The 17,174-nt window shown below is 69.3% G+C and carries 14 protein-coding genes; 2 read left to right on the plus strand and 12 right to left on the minus strand.

Going from position 1 to position 17,174, the window contains the following annotated elements; all coding sequences use genetic code 11:
- Positions 1-225: 225 nt before the first annotated feature.
- The 9 genes from ACLIBK_RS21580 to ACLIBK_RS21620 all read right to left on the minus strand — a co-directional run bounded on the left by ACLIBK_RS21580 (position 226) and on the right by ACLIBK_RS21620 (position 10,408).
- Positions 226-1,290 carry a DNA glycosylase AlkZ-like family protein gene (locus tag ACLIBK_RS21580; protein WP_415389374.1) on the minus strand — a complete coding sequence of 355 codons (1,065 nt, stop codon included), beginning with the start codon at positions 1,288-1,290 and terminating at the stop codon, positions 226-228.
- Positions 1,291-1,425: 135 nt separating this feature from the next.
- Positions 1,426-2,520 (minus strand): ABC transporter ATP-binding protein, encoded by a 1,095-nt coding sequence (locus ACLIBK_RS21585; RefSeq protein WP_415389375.1) that lies wholly within the window; start codon positions 2,518-2,520, stop codon positions 1,426-1,428.
- Positions 2,517-3,563, minus strand: a complete 1,047-nt coding sequence (locus ACLIBK_RS21590) for an ABC transporter ATP-binding protein (RefSeq protein WP_415389376.1) — start codon at positions 3,561-3,563, stop codon at positions 2,517-2,519. The genes ACLIBK_RS21585 and ACLIBK_RS21590 overlap by 4 nt, the downstream gene beginning before the upstream one ends.
- Positions 3,564-3,641: 78 nt before the next feature.
- Positions 3,642-4,625, minus strand: a complete 984-nt coding sequence (locus ACLIBK_RS21595) for a succinylglutamate desuccinylase/aspartoacylase family protein (protein WP_415389377.1) — start codon at positions 4,623-4,625, stop codon at positions 3,642-3,644.
- Complete coding sequence (locus ACLIBK_RS21600; protein WP_415389378.1) at positions 4,622-5,791, minus strand: amidohydrolase family protein; 1,170 nt, start codon at positions 5,789-5,791, stop codon at positions 4,622-4,624. The genes ACLIBK_RS21595 and ACLIBK_RS21600 overlap by 4 nt, the downstream gene beginning before the upstream one ends.
- Positions 5,792-5,852: 61 nt before the next feature.
- Complete coding sequence (locus ACLIBK_RS21605; RefSeq protein WP_415389379.1) at positions 5,853-7,385, minus strand: ABC transporter substrate-binding protein; 1,533 nt, start codon at positions 7,383-7,385, stop codon at positions 5,853-5,855.
- Between the two features lie 71 nt (positions 7,386-7,456).
- Positions 7,457-8,440 carry a succinylglutamate desuccinylase/aspartoacylase family protein gene (locus ACLIBK_RS21610; protein ID WP_415389380.1) on the minus strand — a complete coding sequence of 328 codons (984 nt, stop codon included), beginning with the start codon at positions 8,438-8,440 and terminating at the stop codon, positions 7,457-7,459.
- Positions 8,441-8,465: 25 nt separating this feature from the next.
- Positions 8,466-9,479, minus strand: coding sequence for an ABC transporter permease (locus ACLIBK_RS21615; protein WP_415389381.1), 1,014 nt, complete (start codon positions 9,477-9,479; stop codon positions 8,466-8,468).
- A gap of 8 nt (positions 9,480-9,487) precedes the next feature.
- Positions 9,488-10,408: an ABC transporter permease gene (locus ACLIBK_RS21620; RefSeq protein ID WP_415389382.1), complete on the minus strand. Its 921-nt coding sequence runs from the start codon at positions 10,406-10,408 to the stop codon at positions 9,488-9,490.
- A 401-nt stretch (positions 10,409-10,809) separates the two neighbouring features.
- Between ACLIBK_RS21620 and ACLIBK_RS21625 the strand changes: the two genes are divergently transcribed.
- Complete coding sequence (locus ACLIBK_RS21625; RefSeq protein WP_415389383.1) at positions 10,810-11,361, plus strand: helix-turn-helix domain-containing protein; 552 nt, start codon at positions 10,810-10,812, stop codon at positions 11,359-11,361.
- 71 nt (positions 11,362-11,432) lie between these two features.
- On the opposite strand, the gene ACLIBK_RS21630 is transcribed toward ACLIBK_RS21625, so the two are convergent.
- Positions 11,433-13,415 carry a hydantoinase B/oxoprolinase family protein gene (locus ACLIBK_RS21630; RefSeq protein ID WP_415389384.1) on the minus strand — a complete coding sequence of 661 codons (1,983 nt, stop codon included), beginning with the start codon at positions 13,413-13,415 and terminating at the stop codon, positions 11,433-11,435.
- Entirely contained in the window at positions 13,412-15,466 is a 2,055-nt protein-coding gene (locus ACLIBK_RS21635) for a hydantoinase/oxoprolinase family protein (protein WP_415389385.1), read from the minus strand. The genes ACLIBK_RS21630 and ACLIBK_RS21635 overlap by 4 nt, the downstream gene beginning before the upstream one ends.
- Positions 15,467-15,577: 111 nt before the next feature.
- Between ACLIBK_RS21635 and ACLIBK_RS21640 the strand changes: the two genes are divergently transcribed.
- Positions 15,578-16,504 (plus strand): LysR family transcriptional regulator, encoded by a 927-nt coding sequence (locus ACLIBK_RS21640; RefSeq protein ID WP_415389386.1) that lies wholly within the window; start codon positions 15,578-15,580, stop codon positions 16,502-16,504.
- A gap of 209 nt (positions 16,505-16,713) precedes the next feature.
- On the opposite strand, the gene ACLIBK_RS21645 is transcribed toward ACLIBK_RS21640, so the two are convergent.
- A complete protein-coding gene (locus ACLIBK_RS21645) occupies positions 16,714-16,917 on the minus strand; it encodes a hypothetical protein (RefSeq protein ID WP_415389387.1) in 204 nt (67 codons plus the stop codon).
- Positions 16,918-17,174: the final 257 nt, after the last annotated feature.

The raw sequence follows: 17,174 nt of genomic DNA on the forward strand, positions 1-17,174 counted from the left end.
GTGCTGGAGCGCATCGCCGACCATCCCGTCAGCCGGGTCGCTGAACTCCTGCCGTGGAACCTGTCAAGCGACGCCGAAGCCGCAGCAACCTGACAGTCGGTCCCCGCGTCACCGGACGCTTACCCCGTTAGCCAGGGTCAGGATGCTGCGCATCAAGTCTTTCGGAAACGGTGGTTTTCGTGGGTCGCTTGTGGTTACGAACGAAGTTCGCGCCCAAAAAGGCTACTAGGTCGCACTATTACCAACTCCAACGCGACCGGGCCTGCGGTGCACCGCGTCCGTGGGTGTCAGGAAGCGTTCTACCCGGGCCAGCTCCGCATCCAGGGCGCGACGGAACTCCATGCTCATCGGCGCACGGTGGGCGTAGCCGATTGCAGCATCCAGCTTGCCCCCGGGCAGCGTGAGGTTGGCCCAGCCGATGACTGCGCCGCGCCAGAGCAGCGGCAGGGCGTAGTAGCCGAACTGCCGCTGGGGCGGGGGCGTATAGGCCTCGAACCGGTAGGCCCAGCCCCACAGATGCTCGAAACGGCGGCGGTCCCAGACCACCGGGTCGAAGGGGGCCAGTAGGCGAACGCCGGACGGCGCCGGGTCGTGCTGCCAGCCACTGCCAGCCGCCGGCCGGAGATAGGTTTCGCCCTCCACCGCCTCCTGCTCCAGTTCCCCGCGCCGGAGTGCCGCGGCGACGACCGGCCCCAAGGGGCCGAGACCCGGGTTGCGCCGCGCCATCAGCGCCAGCGCGCCACGCAGGCTCACCGCGGAGACCGGGGCGAGGAGGCGGGCCACCAGCATCACCAGCTGCCGCGCCCGCTCCGACGGCTCCAGCTCCATCCTGGCCGGCGATGGCGGCACGGCCGTATAGACCCGGATGCCGTCGCGGCGCTGCGCCACGCGGAGCAGGCCGTAGTGGTGCAGCTCCTCCAGCGCCCGCGTGGTCGCCTTGGAGAAGCCGCCCCAGCCATTCACCGCCCGCTCGCGGCCGAAGCGCTGCTCCAGGTCCCTGGGGTGGGTGGGGCCATGGGATCGCACGAAGGCCAGCACCTCCGCCGCCAGCCCGGCCGGGGCATGAACGCCCGCCTCGCAGTCCGGATCGGGGCGGGGGTGGAGCAGCCGGGCGGTGTTGGGCGGCATGAAGCCGTAGGCATAGAGGAAGTCCTCCTCCAGCCCGAGCCGCGCGAAGCTCCGGTCCAGGTCGCCGGCGCGGTAGCCGCGCACGCGGTGGCGCAGGATCAGGTCCTGGGCACGGGAAGGCGCCCGGATTGGGTCCGCCTGCACGAAGCCGAGGCGGTTCATGGCGTCCGCGAGGGTCGTCGGCGCGAACAGCGTAGCTGAGCTTGCCTGCGCCCGGAGGCGATCGAGGGCCGTGGTGGGCATGGTCACAGGGGAGGGTGCAGTGGGGATAATGCCGGCTCGATCAGCGCTCAGCTGCTAACCCGTCGGGGTGCTCGTCTGGTGCACCGCGGCCGTCTCCGCGGCCTGGTTGGGCAGGAGGGTGTTGACCTCGCCTGCCCGCCAGCAGGCCGTGTGGTGGCCCGGGCGGAGTTCCGCGAAGGGCGGCTCCTCCTCGCGGCACTTGGCCACGGCGATTGGGCAGCGCGTGTGGAAGCGGCAGCCCGAGGGCGGATGGATCGGGCTCGGGACCTCGCCCTGCAGGATGACGCGCTTGCGGCGCTTCTCCACCTGTGGGTCAGGCACCGGCACGGCGCTCAGCAGGGCCTGCGTGTAGGGGTGCAGGGGCTGGCGGTAGAGGTCCTCGCTCCGCGCCAGCTCCACGATCTTGCCGAGATACATCACCGCCACGCGGTCGGAGATGTGCTTCACCACGCTGAGCCCGTGCGCCACGAAGAGATAGGTCAGGCCCAGCCGATCCTGCAGCTCCTCCAGCAGGTTGATGACCTGGGCCTGGATGCTGACGTCCAGGGCGGACACCGGCTCGTCGCAGACCACGAAATCCGGCTCCACGGCCAGGGCGCGCGCGATGCCGATCCGCTGGCGCTGGCCGCCGGAGAACTCGTGCGGATAGCGGTCCGCGAAGCCGGGGTTGAGCCCGACCAGTTCCAGCAGCTCCTCCACGCGCTCCTGGATGGCGGCGCGGCCGCGGCGCAGCCCGTGCACCGCGATCGGCTCCGCCAGGACATCCCCCACCGCGATGCGCGGGTTGAGCGAGGCGTAGGGGTCCTGGAAGATCATCTGCATGTGGCGGCGATGGCGCCGGAGTTCTTCGGGGCCGAGCGTGGTCAGCTCCGTTCCCCGGAACCGCACGCTGCCCGAACTCGGCCTGTGCAGCTGCAGAATCGCGCGTCCCGCGGTGGATTTGCCACAGCCGGACTCGCCGACGAGGCCCAGGGTTTCCCCCCGCGCGATGGAAAGGCTGATGCCGTCCACCGCCCGCACCGCCCCGACCTGGCGGCGCAGCACCGCGCCTTCCGTGACGGGAAAGTGCATCCGGAGGTCGCGCACCTCCAGCAGCGGCTCGGCAGCCGGCGGCACCGCGACCGGCCCGCCCAGCGGAACGGCGTTCATGGCAGCACCGCCATGACGGGCTGCCCGGCGGTCTGGGCCTGCGGCGCGCCGCCGGCGCCCAGCAGCCAGGGTGCGTGGACGTCGAACAGGCAGGCTGCGTCCTGCTGCGGCGCGACGGCGCGCAGCGGCGGCACGCGGGTCCGGCAGACGGGCTGCACGAAGTCGCAGCGCGGCGCGAAGGGGCAGGCCACGGGCTGGCGGATCAAGTCGGGCGGCATGCCGGGGATGGGGGTCAGCCGGTGGCCCCGCTCCTCGTCCAGCCGGGGCACGGATTGCAGCAGGCCGATGGTGTAGGGCATGCGCGGATCGGCGAAGATCGTCTCGGTGGGGCCGCGCTCGATGACGCGGCCCGCATACATCACCAGCAGCTGGTCTGCCATGCCGGCCACGACGCCGAGATCGTGCGTGATGATGATCACGGCCATGCCGAGTTCCCGCTGCAGCCGGCCGATCAGTTCCAGGATCTGCGCCTGGATGGTGACGTCCAGCGCCGTGGTGGGCTCGTCCGCGATCAGCAGCTGCGGCTCGCAGGACAGGGCCATGGCGATCATCACGCGCTGGCGCATCCCGCCGGAGAACTGGTGGGGGTAGTCGTCCAGGCGCTGTTCCGGCGAAGGTAGCCCGACCAGGGCCAGCAGCTCCACCGCCCGGCTGCGCGCCTGGCGGGGGCTGAAGCCCAGGTGCAGCTCCAAAGTCTCCGTGATCTGCCGTCCGACGGTGAGCACCGGGTTGAGCGAGGTCATCGGGTCCTGGAACACCATGGCGATGGAGCGGCTGCGGATGCCGCGCATCTCGCGCTCGCTGGCACCGACGAGTTCCTTGCCGTTGAAGCGGATGCTGCCGCCGGCGATGCGGCCGATCGGCTGCGGCAGGAGCCGCATGATCGAGAGGGCGGTGACCGACTTCCCCGACCCGGACTCGCCGACGATGCCCAGCGTTTCCCCCTTTTCCACGCTGAAGGACGCGCCGTTCACGGCGTCCAGCATCCCGTCCGGGGTGCGGAACTGCGTCCTCAGATCAGTGACCTCCAGCAGGGGCGGCACGCTGGGCTCCTCGACGGTGGTTCGATGCGCCGCCGGAGGCGGCTGGGGCGGCGCGGCCACCGCGGCGGCCGCACCGGATCAGTAGGCGAGATAGGCGATCTTGTCCCCGGTTCCCGCGGCCTGGTTGCCTTGCAGCGGATAGGCGATGACGATGCCGTCCCGCGGCGCCGTGATCGTTTCCATCTCCTGCCCCCAGACGTCGCGCAGCACGGCCAGGGAATCCCCCTTGCGAACGTGGTCGCCGCAGTTGCGCGTGAAGAAACAGTAGCCGCCGCGGGTAGCCCCGACCGACACGTAGGTCATGGCTTCCGGGAAGGCGCCGGGCACCGCCACCGGCTCCGGGCTACCCGGCAGCAGTTCGAGATGCCTGAGGACGTTGAGCATGCCCGTCACGCCGGTTTCCAGCGACACCGCGTCGAAGCGGCGCGAGAACACGAACTCCGGCGTGATGGTCGGCTTGCCCTGCGACAGGCAGTAGCCCGACAGGGTGCCGGCATAGGCCGTGTTGGCGTTCACCACGGGATAGCCGAAGGCCTTGGCCATCGCCAGCGCCCGGGCACGCACCTCCGGCGCGCCCTCCTCCCCCACGATGGTGAAGTGCAGGGAGGGCGGATTGCAGGAATGGCAGTCGATCACGTAGTCGGCACGGTCGAGCAGTTCGCGCGTCACCACGCGCGCCACCTGGAAGGACAACGTTCCCCCCGCTGTGCCGGGAAAGACACGGTTCATGTCCTGCGCGTCCTGCGGCGTGAAGCGGCTGGAGGCCAGGAAGGCCCAGGGGTTGAGCTGCGGCGCCACGATCACCGTGCCCCGCAGCGTGCGGGGGTCGAGGCGCTCCTGGATCAGCTTGCGGCAGATCTCCACCGTCACGATCTCGATGCCGTGCAGGCCGCCCTCGATCAGCACCGTCGGGCCCGGCTCCGCGCCATGCGCCACCGCCACGGGAATGGCGACCTCCCGCGCATCCATGCCGATGGCGATGGGCAGCAGCCCGGTCGCGATCTCGCCGCGGGCGGCCAGCGCGGTGCCGACCGTGAAGACCTGGTCCGTCGCGTCGCTCATCGTGCCTGCCCGATCTCGGAGAATTCCACCACGCCGGCCTTCATCACGAAGGGTACGGAGCGCAACGCCGCCAGATCCGTGAGCGGATCGCCGTCCACGGCGATGATGTCGGCGAGCTTGCCGGCTTCCAGGGTGCCGGTCCGCTCCGCCATGCCGCAAACCTCGGCACCGCGGATGGTCAGGGCCTGAAGCGCCTCCATCGGCGACCAACCCGCCTCTACCAGGGCGCGCGCCTCCATATCCATGCGGCAATGGTTGGTGTCGTTGCCGACCGCCACCTTGACACCGTACTGCTTCGCCCATTTGCGGACCTGCAGTCCGTTGGCGTTGGAGCGCGAGGCCTTTTCCCGGTAGTGCGGCGGCGTCGCCGGGTCCAGCTCCGCTACCTCGCCCACGCCCACCGTGGTGATCAGCCAGGTCCCGGATTCCGCCACCAGCTTCACGTCCTCCTCGGTGAAGAGGATGCCGTGCTCCACCGTGTGCACGCCGGCGGCCACGGCCGGCTTCAGCCCGGGGCCGCCATGCAGGTGCGCTGCGACCTTGCGGCCGTTGCGACGTGCCTCGTCGATGCAGGCGAAGATCTCCTCGTCGGAGAATTCCTGCGAGTCCGGCAGGGAGCCCTTGGTGGACATGCCGCCGCTGACCATGATCTTGATCAGGTCCACGCCCTGCTTCAGCTGCTCGCGCACCGCCTTGCGCATGTCGCTGACGCCGTCCGTTTCGCGGCCCAGGAAATGCGCATGCCCGCCGGTGCGGATCAGCGGGTGCCCGCTGGTCAGCAGGCGCGGGCCCTTGATCAGGCCGGCCTCGATGCCGCGCTTGATCTCCACGTCGATGAAATATTTCTCGCCGACGTCGCGCATGGTGGTGATGCCGGCGCGCAGGATCTTCTCGGCGTTCACTACGGCGATCATGGAGAGGTACGGCACGGGCTGGCTCATCTGCGCCGCCTCGTCGCCCACATCCAGGCTCAGATGCTCGTGGCAGTCGATCATGCCTGGCATCACCGTGTATCCGCCAAGGTCGATCACCTCGGCACCCAGTGGCGTGTCCGCCTGGTCGAGCACCGCGGCGATCCGGTCCCCCTCGACCACCAGCAGCTTGTTCCGGGCCAGCCCCGCGCCGGTGGCGTCGATCAGCGTCCCGCACTTGATGTACTTGGCCATGCTATCCTCGCGCAGCAGGAAGGGTGGCGCGCGGGCGAGGAGCCGCCCGCGCGCGGCCGGGTCAGCGTGCCAGCGTCACGTCCTTGACGATGATGTATTCGTCGAGGCGGGGCTGGAAATCGCGGACCTTGGAGCTGACGGCGATCAGCTGCGGCTCGTAGTAGAGCGGCAGGGCGCCGCCCCAGTTCCGGCGCTCCAGCGCCTGGCCCTGCTTGTAGAGCTCCACCGCCTTGGCGTCGTCCAGCTCCTCGCGCACCGCCTCGATGATCCGGTCCATCTCGGGGTTGCTGTACTTGTTGATGGCCGAGGGGGAGTAGAACAGCGAGGCCCAGTGCTTGTGCGGGTTCACCGTGAAGTCGGTCTGGCCCACGAAGGCGATGTCGTAGCCGCCGGCCGTGTATTTCGGCGAATAGGAAGCCCAGGCCAGCGCCTCGAAGCGGATGTTCAGCCCGGCATTCCTGAACATGCCGGCGATCGCCTCGTTGACCTGCTTGTCCATGGAATAGCGGCCGACCGGCGCCCCCATGGTGATAGGCTGGCCGGTGTAGCCGGCCTCCTTCAGCAGTTCCTTGGCACGGGCCAGGTTGAACTCGTAATCCGGCAGGGAAGCATCGTAGCCGGTGGTGCCGGGCGGCGAGATGGAATTGGCGACCCGCGTCGTTCCCCCCAGCAGGTTCTTCACCAGCGAGTTCCGGTCGATGGCCAGCGACAGCGCCTCGCGGAAGGCCCTGTTCGCCATGATCGGGTTGCGGAAGTTCAGCACGAGGTAGTCCACCCGCAGCGTGGCGGTGTAGACCACCGCTAGGCCGGAGGTAGAGCGGATCGCGTCCATCTTGTCGGGCGGCAGGTTCTCGGCCAGCTGCACCTCGCCCGCCTGCAGCGCGGCGAGGCGGACGGAATTCTCCGGCATGATTCGGAAGGTGAGCTTCTTCGCCTTGCCCGGGCTGCCCCAGTAGCCGTCGTACCGCTCCACCACCACGAGGCTGCTCGGTACGTAGTTGGTGTAGCGATAGGGGCCCGTGCCGACCGGGCGCCGCTCGAAAGCCGCGCCCTGTTCCTGGGCAGCCCTGGGCGCCACGATGGGCACCTGGGCCAGCGAGTTCAGCAGGCCGCGCGTCCGGTACTTGGTGGTGATCACCAGCGTCGAGGGGTCCTTCACCGCGACGGATTCGATGTCGCTGGTCCAGGTCTTCAGGTTGGTGACGAAGGCCGGGTCCATGATGCTGGTCAGGGTATAGGCGACGGCCGCGGCATCGAGCGGCTCGCCGTTCTGGAACTTCACGCCCTGGCGGATCTTGATCTCCAGCGTGGTGGGCCCGGTCTGGGTCCAGGATTCCGCCAGCACGGGGACGAGCTGGACGTTGCCGTCCTGCTCCTTGCGGAACACCAGCGGCTCGAAGACATGGGCGTTCATGCTGTAGCCCTGGGCTACCCAGGTCTTGCGCGGGTCCAGGCTGACGGGATCGGCGCCCGCCGCGATGCTCAGCTCGAAATCCGCCCCGGCGCTGCCCTGGCCATGGGCGAGGCGGCTGACCCAGGGCGCGGACAGGGCGAGCGTCAGGGCCGTCCGGCGGGAAAGGCTCGGTGTTGGCACGGTGTAGCTCCTTGGCTAGGGGTGGGGCGTTCGGGCTGGCGGCGGTGCCGGGGGGGCGCGGTTCCGCCGCCCTACAAGGCTTCGCGGGACTCCACGGGAATGGCCTCGGCGACGATCTCGCCGCTGTGGACGGGGTAGTAGTGGCAGCGGAGCGCGGCGATGTAAGCGTCGGCGTAGGGCGAGCGGATCTCCTCCACCGTGTCACCGTGCAGGTTGATGAGCCGCCCGATCAGCCCGCCCTTGGGCAGGATGTCGGCCACCTTGCATTCCTGCACGAAGAGCCCGCCCTCGCGGTTATGCAGGAAGGCCCCATCGCTGATGATCGTGTAGCTTTCCTGCACCGGCGCCTCGCCCGGCAGCACCTCGACGGCCTTGAGGAAACTCTCGATGGACACGAGGTAATCGCTGAGGTGCCGGGGCGTGAAGGTGCCGCCGCCGCATTCCACCGTCACGGAGGGAATGCCGCGTCGCAGCGCTTCCGCCGTCACCGTGCTGCCGAGGCCCTGGCCTTCCTTGGCGCGCCAGAGCGTGTCGCAGCCGACGCGCTTGGCCAGCCGCTTGGCCTCGGCCACGCTGTCCGATCCGTCATCCTTGTAGATGACGTAGAAGGGAACCTCCGCGCCGATGCCGCCGCTGTGCAGGTCGATCAGGTAGTTCGCGTGCTTGCCCAGTTGCTCGCCGAGCACGGCGGCGAGCTGGAAGCTGTAGCTGCCGCCGGGGCTGCCGGGAAAGATGCGGTTGAGGTTCGCCCCGTCGATGGAGGAGACGCGCGAGCGGAAGTTGAAGGAGGGCGGGTTGGCGACGGGAACGCCGATCACCGTACCTCGCAGCGTCACGGGATCGACCTTCCGCATGAAGTTGATGATGGAGGCCGCGCCGCCGTATTCTTCGCCGTGGATGCAGCCTTCCAGCCAGACGGTCGGCCCGTCCGCGCGGCCCGAGGCGATGAACACCGGCAGCACGATGGGAGAGCCATCGGCCATGCTGCCGACGCGGAGTTCCCCGCGCGTCACCGCCCCTGGCTTCGCTGCCGCCGTTCCGATCTCGATGCCCATCGGGTGAATGCTCCTTCGGTTGTTCTCAGCCGCCGAGGCGGCCAGCTCTGGCGGAAGCTTCCAGGTCCAGGGAAGCCTCCTGCGGTTGAACCGGCCGCGGTGCCGGCGCGGGAAGCGGGGGCTGCACCAAGCCCGGCTCCGTTGCGGGCGGGTGCCGCGCCGGCACCGGGCGCGACGGGGTTCGCCGCCGCGAGATGCGCTGGGTCGGGTCCATCAGGTCGCGCAGCCCGTCGCCCAGGATGTTGAAGCTGAGCGCCGCGAGCATGATGGCCAAGCCGGGAAACACCGAGAGCCACCACGCATCGGTGACGTATTCGCGCCCATCCGCGAGCATGCTGCCCCAGCTCGGCACCGAGGTCGGGATGCCCAGGCCGAGAAAGCTGAGCGAGGATTCTGCGATGATCAGGGCTGCCACCTGGAAAGAAGCCACCACCAGGAAGGAGGGGAACACGTTGGGCAGCACATGCCGGAAGATGATCCGGCGGCTGGGTAGGCCGAGCGCCACCGCGGCCTGGATGAACTCGCGGTTGCGGATTTGCAGCACGTCGCCCCGGATCACCTTGGCGTAGTTGATCCAGCTGGTGATCGCCAGCACGAGGATGACGTTGAACACGCCTGGCCCCAGGATCGTCACCAGCGCCAGGGCGAGCAGCAGGAAGGGAAAGGCGAGCTGCATGTCGGTAAAGCGCATGATCGCCGCGTCCAGCCGACCGCCGTAATAGCCGGCCAGCAGGCCGAGCGTGAGGCCGAGGCCACCGCCGAACAGCACGGCGAGCACGCCCACGGTCAGCGAAATGCGCGAGCCATGCACCAGACGCCCGGCGATGTCGCGCCCGAGGTTGTCGGTGCCGGCGAGGAAGAGATTGCCCTCCGCGTCCATCCACCCCGGCGGCTTCAGGCGGCGGCCGAGATCCTGCGCGTCGATGTCGCCGGGGGCGATCCAGGGCGCCAGCAGGGCCACCACGATCAGCACCGCCAGGATCAGGCAGGCCAGGGCAAAGGCGGGCCGTGCCCGAAAGGTGCTGAGCAGGCGCGCCATCCGCGACCTCAGCTCACCGATACACGGGGATCGAGCATCACGTAGATGACGTCCACCAGCAAGTTGGTGACCACGAAGATCAGGGCGGAGACCACCACCATGACCTGCACCACGGGGTAGTCGCGGTAGGTGATGGAGCTCACCAGCAGGGCGCCGGCGCCGGGCCAGCCGAAGACGGTCTCGGTGATGATGGCGCCGCCCAGCAGTGTCCCGACCTGCAGCCCCAACACCGTGACCACCGGGGCGAGCGCGTTCCGCAAGGCATGGCGCCGCAGGATGGTGCGCTCCGGCAGGCCCTTGGCCCTGGCGGTCCGGATGTAGTCCTGGCGGATGACCTCCAGCATGCTCGACCGCGTGATGCGCGCCACCAGGGCAATGTGGGAAAAGGCGAGCGTGACCGCCGGCAGGACCAGGTGGCGGAACTCGCCATAGCCGGAGGTGGGCAGCAGGCGCAGCTGCACGGACACCAGCAGGATCAGCATGATGCCCAGCCAGAACACCGGCAGCGACTGCCCGAGCAGCGCCCCCATGCTCAACGCGTTGTCGATCCAGCTGTTCTTGCGCCGCGCGGCCAGGACGCCGAGCGGCACGGCCACCACGAGGGTGATGAGCAGCGCCGCCAGCGCCAGCTCGAAAGTCGCGGGCAGGTAGGACATCACCAGCGGCAGCGCCGGCGCGCCGCGGCGGTAGGAGATGCCGAAATCACCCGTCGCGATCTGCTGGAGGTAGATGCCGAACTGCGTCCAGACCGGTTCATGCACGCCGAGCGTCACGCGCATCTGCTCGATCTCGTCGGGCGTCGCCATGTCGGACAGCATCAGCACGGCGGGATCGCCGGGCACGACGCGGAGAATGACGAAGGAGATCACCAGCGCACCGGCCAGGACGATGAGGCTCTGCACGATGCGCTGGAGGACATACTTCCCCATCTCAGCCTGCCTCCTGTCCCGGGCGGCCCGAGAGGGCCTGCGGCGTTAGTCGTACTGAAACGAGACGATCATCATACTGAACGGATTGCAAGAGTGCAGGAGCCATGGTTCGGCGCTGGGGTGCGCCACGATACTCGTAGGAGAAAACACCGAGCCACGCATTATTTTCGGCTTTGGCACATCGCTTTACGGCGTTCACACAGTTTGTGTGCCTGCGCGGCACGGCCTGCCCATGCGAAAGGCACGAACGACCTGCCAACGGCGTTGTCATCCATGATGGTTCACCATATTGAACGTCCATCACGGCAACACGATCAAAGACAGCACACACAGTGGAAGCCCAGAAATCCCTCGCACGCGATGACACGGAGGCCGCAGCGGCCGAGCAGCAGAGCTCGCGCGTGGGGGCCGCGATCAGGCGGCTCCGCACGGATCGCGGCCTGTCGCTGCAAGAGCTGTCGCGCTCCTCCGGCGTGTCCGTCGGCATGCTCAGCCAGATCGAGCGTAACCTCGCCAACCCGTCGCTGCGCCTGCTCACCAAGATCCAGCTGGCCTTGGGCGCGCGTGCCAGCGCCCTGTTCGACGATCCCCAGGCCGCCTTTCCCGACCCGGGCTTCGTTCGCCGCAAGGACCGGCGGGTTCTGTGCGACCTCGGGACGCTCACCAAGGAACTCCTGACGGCGGAAGCCTCCCAGAACCTGGAGATGCTGCTGCTGCACATCCCCGTGCGGGGTTCCTCGGGCGAGCAGCCGCTGGCCTCGCCGTCCGAGAAGGGCGGGCTGGTGCTGCAGGGCGCGGTGGTGCTGACGGTGGGCGGAGTCGAGGCGAAGCTGTCGGAAGGCGACAGCTTCGTGTTCGACGGCGCCACGCCGCACAGCTTCCGCAATCCCGGCCGTGCCGCGGCCAAGGTGCTCTGGATCATCAGCAACCTGCCGATGCAGCGGCAGCTCTAGACCCGGACGGCCGGGCGCGGGCGAGGCCGCCCGGCGGCATCCGGCCTCACGCACGGAACCGGGCACGGCCCTCACGCGCACAGCACGGGATGCTTGCGGGCCAGGCCGGCGAAGGCGCTGCGCACGCTTTCCGCGGTTTCGCCCTCCTCGCTGCCCTGCTCCGCGACGGTGGCAAAGAGGCTGGTCTTCACGAAGTGCCGCCAGTGCACCGGCAGTGTCGCCAGGATCTCCGTCAGGGCGGCATAGGCTTCCTCCGTCCAGACCCGCTCGAAAGCGCGGCGCGTCTGGCCGAGGTCGAAATGGTCCTGTACGGCTTCCTCGCACATGCGCTGCCGCAGCTGCGCGGTGGCTGCCTCGTCCAGCTGCCCGTCGCGTAGGCAGATGCCGTAGTCCCGGCGCGCGGCCGCTTCCGACACGAAGCCACGGCGGATATCGGCCAGCACGCGCCCCGCCTCGCGCTCAAAGGGATGACCGCGGCCTCCACCACCGGGGGCGTAGAGATGCGCGATGTCGCCGGGGGCGAGCACCACGAAGTCGGTGTTGCCCAACCTGCGCTCCCCGGGCGTGCCGGGATTGATGATAAAATCGCAGGTGGCGCCGGCCTTGCCGCCCAGGATGCCCCAGGGCTCGAAGCGGTGCCGGTCGCGGTTGCGCGCCGTGATGCTGGTGCCAGGTGAGAAGACCTGGAACTCCAGCAGGGTGCCCAGGCCGCCGCGGTGCCGCCCGGGGCCGCCGGAATCCGGCTTCAGGGCGTAGCGGAGGATGCGGATCGGCGTTTCCGCCTCGTTGATCTCGACCGGCGTGTTCTTGAGGTAGCCGGCATCGGCCCCCGATCCATCGGAGCCGTCCTCGTGCGGCCGGCCGCCGGCGCCGCCGACCACCGGGTTGATGGCGGCGATGATGCGCTTGCCCGTGCGCTCGTCGGTGGTGGCGACGTTGACGATGGTGGTCGCCCCGGCCGAGGCGGCCGGCATGCGGTCGGGGATGGCCAGGGTGAAGGCGCCGATGATCAGGCTGCGCACCCGGCCGCAGGTCAGGCTGCGCATGCCCACCGCGGCGGGAAAGGCGGGGTTCAGGATGCTGCCTTCGGGCAGGATGCAGCGGAAGGGCCGCACCAGCCCGCCGTTGAGCAGGATGCCGGGGCTGAGGGTGCAGAGCACGTAATAGACGCCCCAGAGGATCAGCGTGTGTTGCTCGAAGCCGCCGGTGGGGACGTTGACGGAGGCGTTCAGCTGCGGGTCGCTGCCGGTGAAGTCCAGCACCGCCTCGTCGCCCCGGATCGTCAGGGTGAGGGCGAGGCGGCAGGGATGCCCGCCCGGCATGTCCTCGTCGATGTAGTCGGCGAAGCGGTACTCGCCGTCCGGGATGCCGCGGAGAATGGCGCGCGCCTGGCGCTCGGCATAATCCATCAGCGCCGCCGTGCCCTGGCGGAAGGCGTCCAGGCCGAAATGCGACAGCACGGCCTTCACCTTGCGCTCGCCCACGGTCATGGCGCCGATGAAGGCCTTCAGGTCGCCCCAGTTCTGCGCGGGCGAGCGGACATTGGCCATCATGACCCGCAGCAGCTCGTCGTTGAGCACGCCGCGGCGGACCAGCTTGGCCGGCGGGAACCGGATGCCCTCCTGGTGCACCTCCGTCAGGGCGCGGGACAGGCTGGCCGGCACGGCGCCGCCGACATCGGTGTTGTGGATATGGCCGGAAGCGAAGCAGACCAGCTCGCCCTCGTGGAACACCGGCTTCCACAGGTGGATATCCGGGGAATGCGTCGCGACGAAGCCGCTATAGGGGTCGTTGGTGAAGCAGATATCCCCTTCCTCGTAGCGGTCGATGCAGCCCAGGACGTTGCGGTAGTCGATGCCGGCATAGGCCGCGACGCCGAAATCGAGCGGAATGGCCACCGTCCGCCCCTCGGCATCGAGGATGCCGGCGGTGAAGTCCTCGGTTTCCTTGACAAAGGTGGAATGCGCCGTTCGGAACAGCGTGTGCGCCATCGCCTCGGCGGCGGCGCGCATGTGGTTGGCGAAGACCTCCAGGGCCGGGGCATTTCGGCTCATGCCGGGGCTCCTTCGGGCAGGGTGAGCACGAGGTTGCCGTGGCGGTCCACCAGGCCGGAGAAGCCGTCGGGGATGCAGACGGTGGTGTCGTCCTGGGCGATCACGGCAGGCCCCGCGAAGTGGTGGCCCTGGCGCATCTCGCTGCGGCGGTACAGGGGCGCGGAGCGGAAGCGGCCGTGCAGGAACACCTCCAGCACCGCCACCGGCGCCAGCACGCCCTCGGCGGGCGGCAGTTCCGCCAGCGCGGGCTGCACCGGGCTGCCCGAGATCACGGCGCGCAGGTTCACCACCTGGGCGGCGGCGGCGGGATCGGCGAAGCCGTAGAGCGCCTCGTGCCGGTTGTCGAAGGCCGCGCGCAGCGCGGCGAGGTCGCCGCCCGACAGCCAGGTGGCCTCCAGCGGCACCTCGATCTCGAAGGACTGGCCAGAATAGCGGAGATCGGCCAGGAGCTGCAGCCGGTGCTCGCCGCGATAGTTCTGGTCGTCCCGCAGCCAGGCCAGGGCCGTGTCCGAGAGCTCCGCAGCCACCGTCGCGAGCTGCGGCAGCGAGGCGGGTTCCAGCGGGGCGAAGACGGTCCGCAGCACGTCGCCCTGCGGCGCGGCCACCAGCCCGCCCAGGGCGCTGACCACCCCCGGGGAGGGTGGGATGAGCACGGTGCGGATGCCCAGCTCCCGCGCCAGCATCGGCCCCATCATCGGCCCGGCGCCCCCGAAGGCGAAGAGCGCGAGCTCGCCCGGATCCATGCCGCGCTGGGCGAAGAGCTTGCTGACCTCCAGGAACATGCCGGACAGGCCGATCTCCACGATCTGCTCGGCCGCCTGCTGCAGGGACAGGGAGAGCCGCGCCGCGACGGGCCGGAGCGCCGCCTCGGCCAGGGCGCGGTCGGGCTGCACCGCGCCGAAGCCGAGCTGGCTGTGGCCGAGGAAGCCCAGCACCGCGAAGGCATCGGTGACGGTGGGCCAGGTGCCGCCGCGGCCGTAGCAGGCCGGGCCAGGATCGGAGCCGGCGCTGTCGGGGCCGACCTTGAGCACGCCGAACTCGTCCACCCAGGCGACCGAGCCGCCGCCCTCGCCGATGGAGGAGACGGACACCGAGGGGATGTGCAGCGGGAACTCGCCGACTTGCTCGCCCGTGCCGTATTGCGGCTGGCCGCCCAGCACGAAGGCCACGTCGGCGCTGGTGCCGCCGATGTCGAGGGTGAGGCAATCCATGTGGCCGGCCCGCCGGGCGAGGTGGCTGGCGCCGATCACCCCGGCCGCCGTGCCGGAAAGCAGCATGCTGACGCAGGCCGTGCGGCCCAGCTCGGCCCGCATCACCCCGCCATTGGACTTGGTCGCCATGAGCTCGGCCGGCATGCCGGCCGCGGCCAGGGCACCTTGCAGCGCGGTGATGTAGCCGCTGACGCGGGGATGGACGTAGCCGTTCAGGATCGCGGTGGTGGTGCGCTCGTATTCCCGGATGGCCGGCCAGACCTCGGCGGAGCCGAACACGAAGAGCTCCGGCGCGATGCGCGCCAGCAGCTCCTTGGCGGCGCGCTCATGCGCGGGGTTGCGGTAGCTGTTGAGGAAGGCCACCACCACGCCCTCCGCGCCGCAGCGTCGCGCGGCGGCGACGGCGTCGCGCAGGTCCGCCTCGCTCAGCGGCTCCGCTTCCGTGCCGTCCGCCAGGATGCGGCCGCGCACCTCAAAGACGTGGTCGCGCGACACCAGGGGCGGCGGCCGGCGCGAATACAGGTTCATGGTCTGCGGCATGCGCAGCCGGGCGATCTCCAGCACGTCCGCGAAGCCGGCCGTGGCGAAGAGCGCCAGCCGTGCCCCCCGGCGCTGGATGATGGCGTTGACGCCCACGGTGGTGCCGAGGGTGAAGGCGCGCACCTCGGCGAGGCCGGCCCCGTGGCGCTCCGACAGGCCGGCGAGGCCGGCCATGACGTCGCGGCTGGGCTCGGCCGGGGTGGACAGGACCTTGAGGGCCCGAACCGCCCCGGTGTCCTCGTCCAGCATGCAGAGGTCGGTGAAGGTGCCGCCGATGTCGACACCGATCCGGAATCCCATGCGCGCCGCCACTCCTGCCCGTCCGGAACGGAAGGGTGCTGCCCAGCGGGGCCGCCGTCCAATAGCATGCGGCCCGGATGTCATAACCGAATCTCATAGGAGTCGGGGGCCGTGACCTTTCGCCAGATCGAGGCCTACTGGGCCGTGATGCGCACCGGTTCCGTCACCGCCGCCGCGCAGCTGCTGCATGTCAGCCAGCCCGCCATCAGCAAGACGATCCGGCAGGCGGAGGACCGCCTGAAGGTGACGCTGTTCCACCGAATCCGCGGGCGGCTGGTGCCCTCGCCGGAGGCCGAGGCCCTGTTCCCGGAGGTGGAGGGAATCTTCCGGCGGATCGAGGCTCTGCAGGATCGAGCAGGGGAATTGCGTTCGCTTCACCAGGGTACGATCCGCATCGGGGCGAGCTCGGGTCTCGCGAGTTCCGTTCTTCCCCTGGCCACCGCGGCATTCCGGCGCGCGCATCCCAAGGTGCAGGTGATCGCGAGCCTGCTGCCGGCGGCCGATCTGATCGACAAGCTGCAAACGGGCGACATCGAGGTCGGGCTCACCCTCACCGCCATCGGGCGCTCTTCGGTTATGGCCGAGCGGATCGGCTCGACCCGCATGGTCTGCGTGCTGCCGGAGGATCACCCCCTGGCGGAGCTGGACGTCTTGTGTCCCTCCGACCTTGCGAACTATCCGCTGATCTCCTTCGGGGCGGATACCATCTTCGGCCGTGCCCTGGACCGGGCGTTCCGCGCGCACGGGGTTCGCCGGCAAACGGCCATCCAGGTGGAGTTGTCCTTTCACGCCTGCACCTTCGTTCAGTGCGGCTGCGGCGTCGCCCTGGTGGACACGCTGATGACGGGCACCAACCTGCAGCAGGTGGCGTGGCGACCTTTCGAGCCGCTGCTGCGATTTCCCATCCACTGGCTGACGGCCGCCGATAGGCCGTTATCCCAGGCCACCACGGCCTTCCGGCCTTTCGTCGTTTCGGCCTTGGCGAAACTGGGCCATGCCGCGGACATGGCCGGAGGCACCAGGAACAGGGAGCGATAGCCGCTGCGAGCACGGCCATGACGGAGGCGGGCAGCCCTGATGAGGACCAACAGCCACCGCATGAAGACCAACTCTGGGCATCTGCGGTGTGCTGCGGCTCATCTAGAGGCGAGCGTAGACGTTCTGGGTTAGCGCCTGCGTGGCGACTTGAACGGTGTGTCCGCCTCCATAGTAGAATGGCGCGAACTGCTTGACCGGGATTCCGTCGTTCAGCCGATACAGATGGCCTCTACCGCCAGCTCGATGGCCGCGAGTACGTGGCTGCTGCCTCTCGCCAATGTCGTGGTGGCGAAGCCCAGGGCTGCGGACGGATAGCGATCCAGCTCCGCCACCAACGCGAGATGCGTGAGCGGCGGCGCCGGTAGCCCAAAGTCGCGCCGAAACCGCGTGCCGCGCGTGTAATCCAGCGGCACTAGATGGCGCTTCGTGCCCTCCAGTAAAGACATTGATCGTCGCCAATCGGGGCGTGGTGGAGTGCCTGGCCGCTGCTGGCTGTGTGCCTGCCATGGGGCCTCGATCTCTGCTTGCTTCCTATCGTCGCTGAGCCAGTCGGACGTGGGCAGCTGATGCAGTTTCCGGCTTGACGGTACGGCCCTATGGCATAGCGTTTGTAAACCGGTTTACAGGATTACCCGTGCCTAGGCAGCCTTCCCAGTCAGAAGCAAGGCCA

The sequence above is a fragment of the Roseomonas sp. BN140053 genome, assembly GCF_047690175.1.
Lineage (GTDB): Bacteria > Pseudomonadota > Alphaproteobacteria > Acetobacterales > Acetobacteraceae > Roseomonas.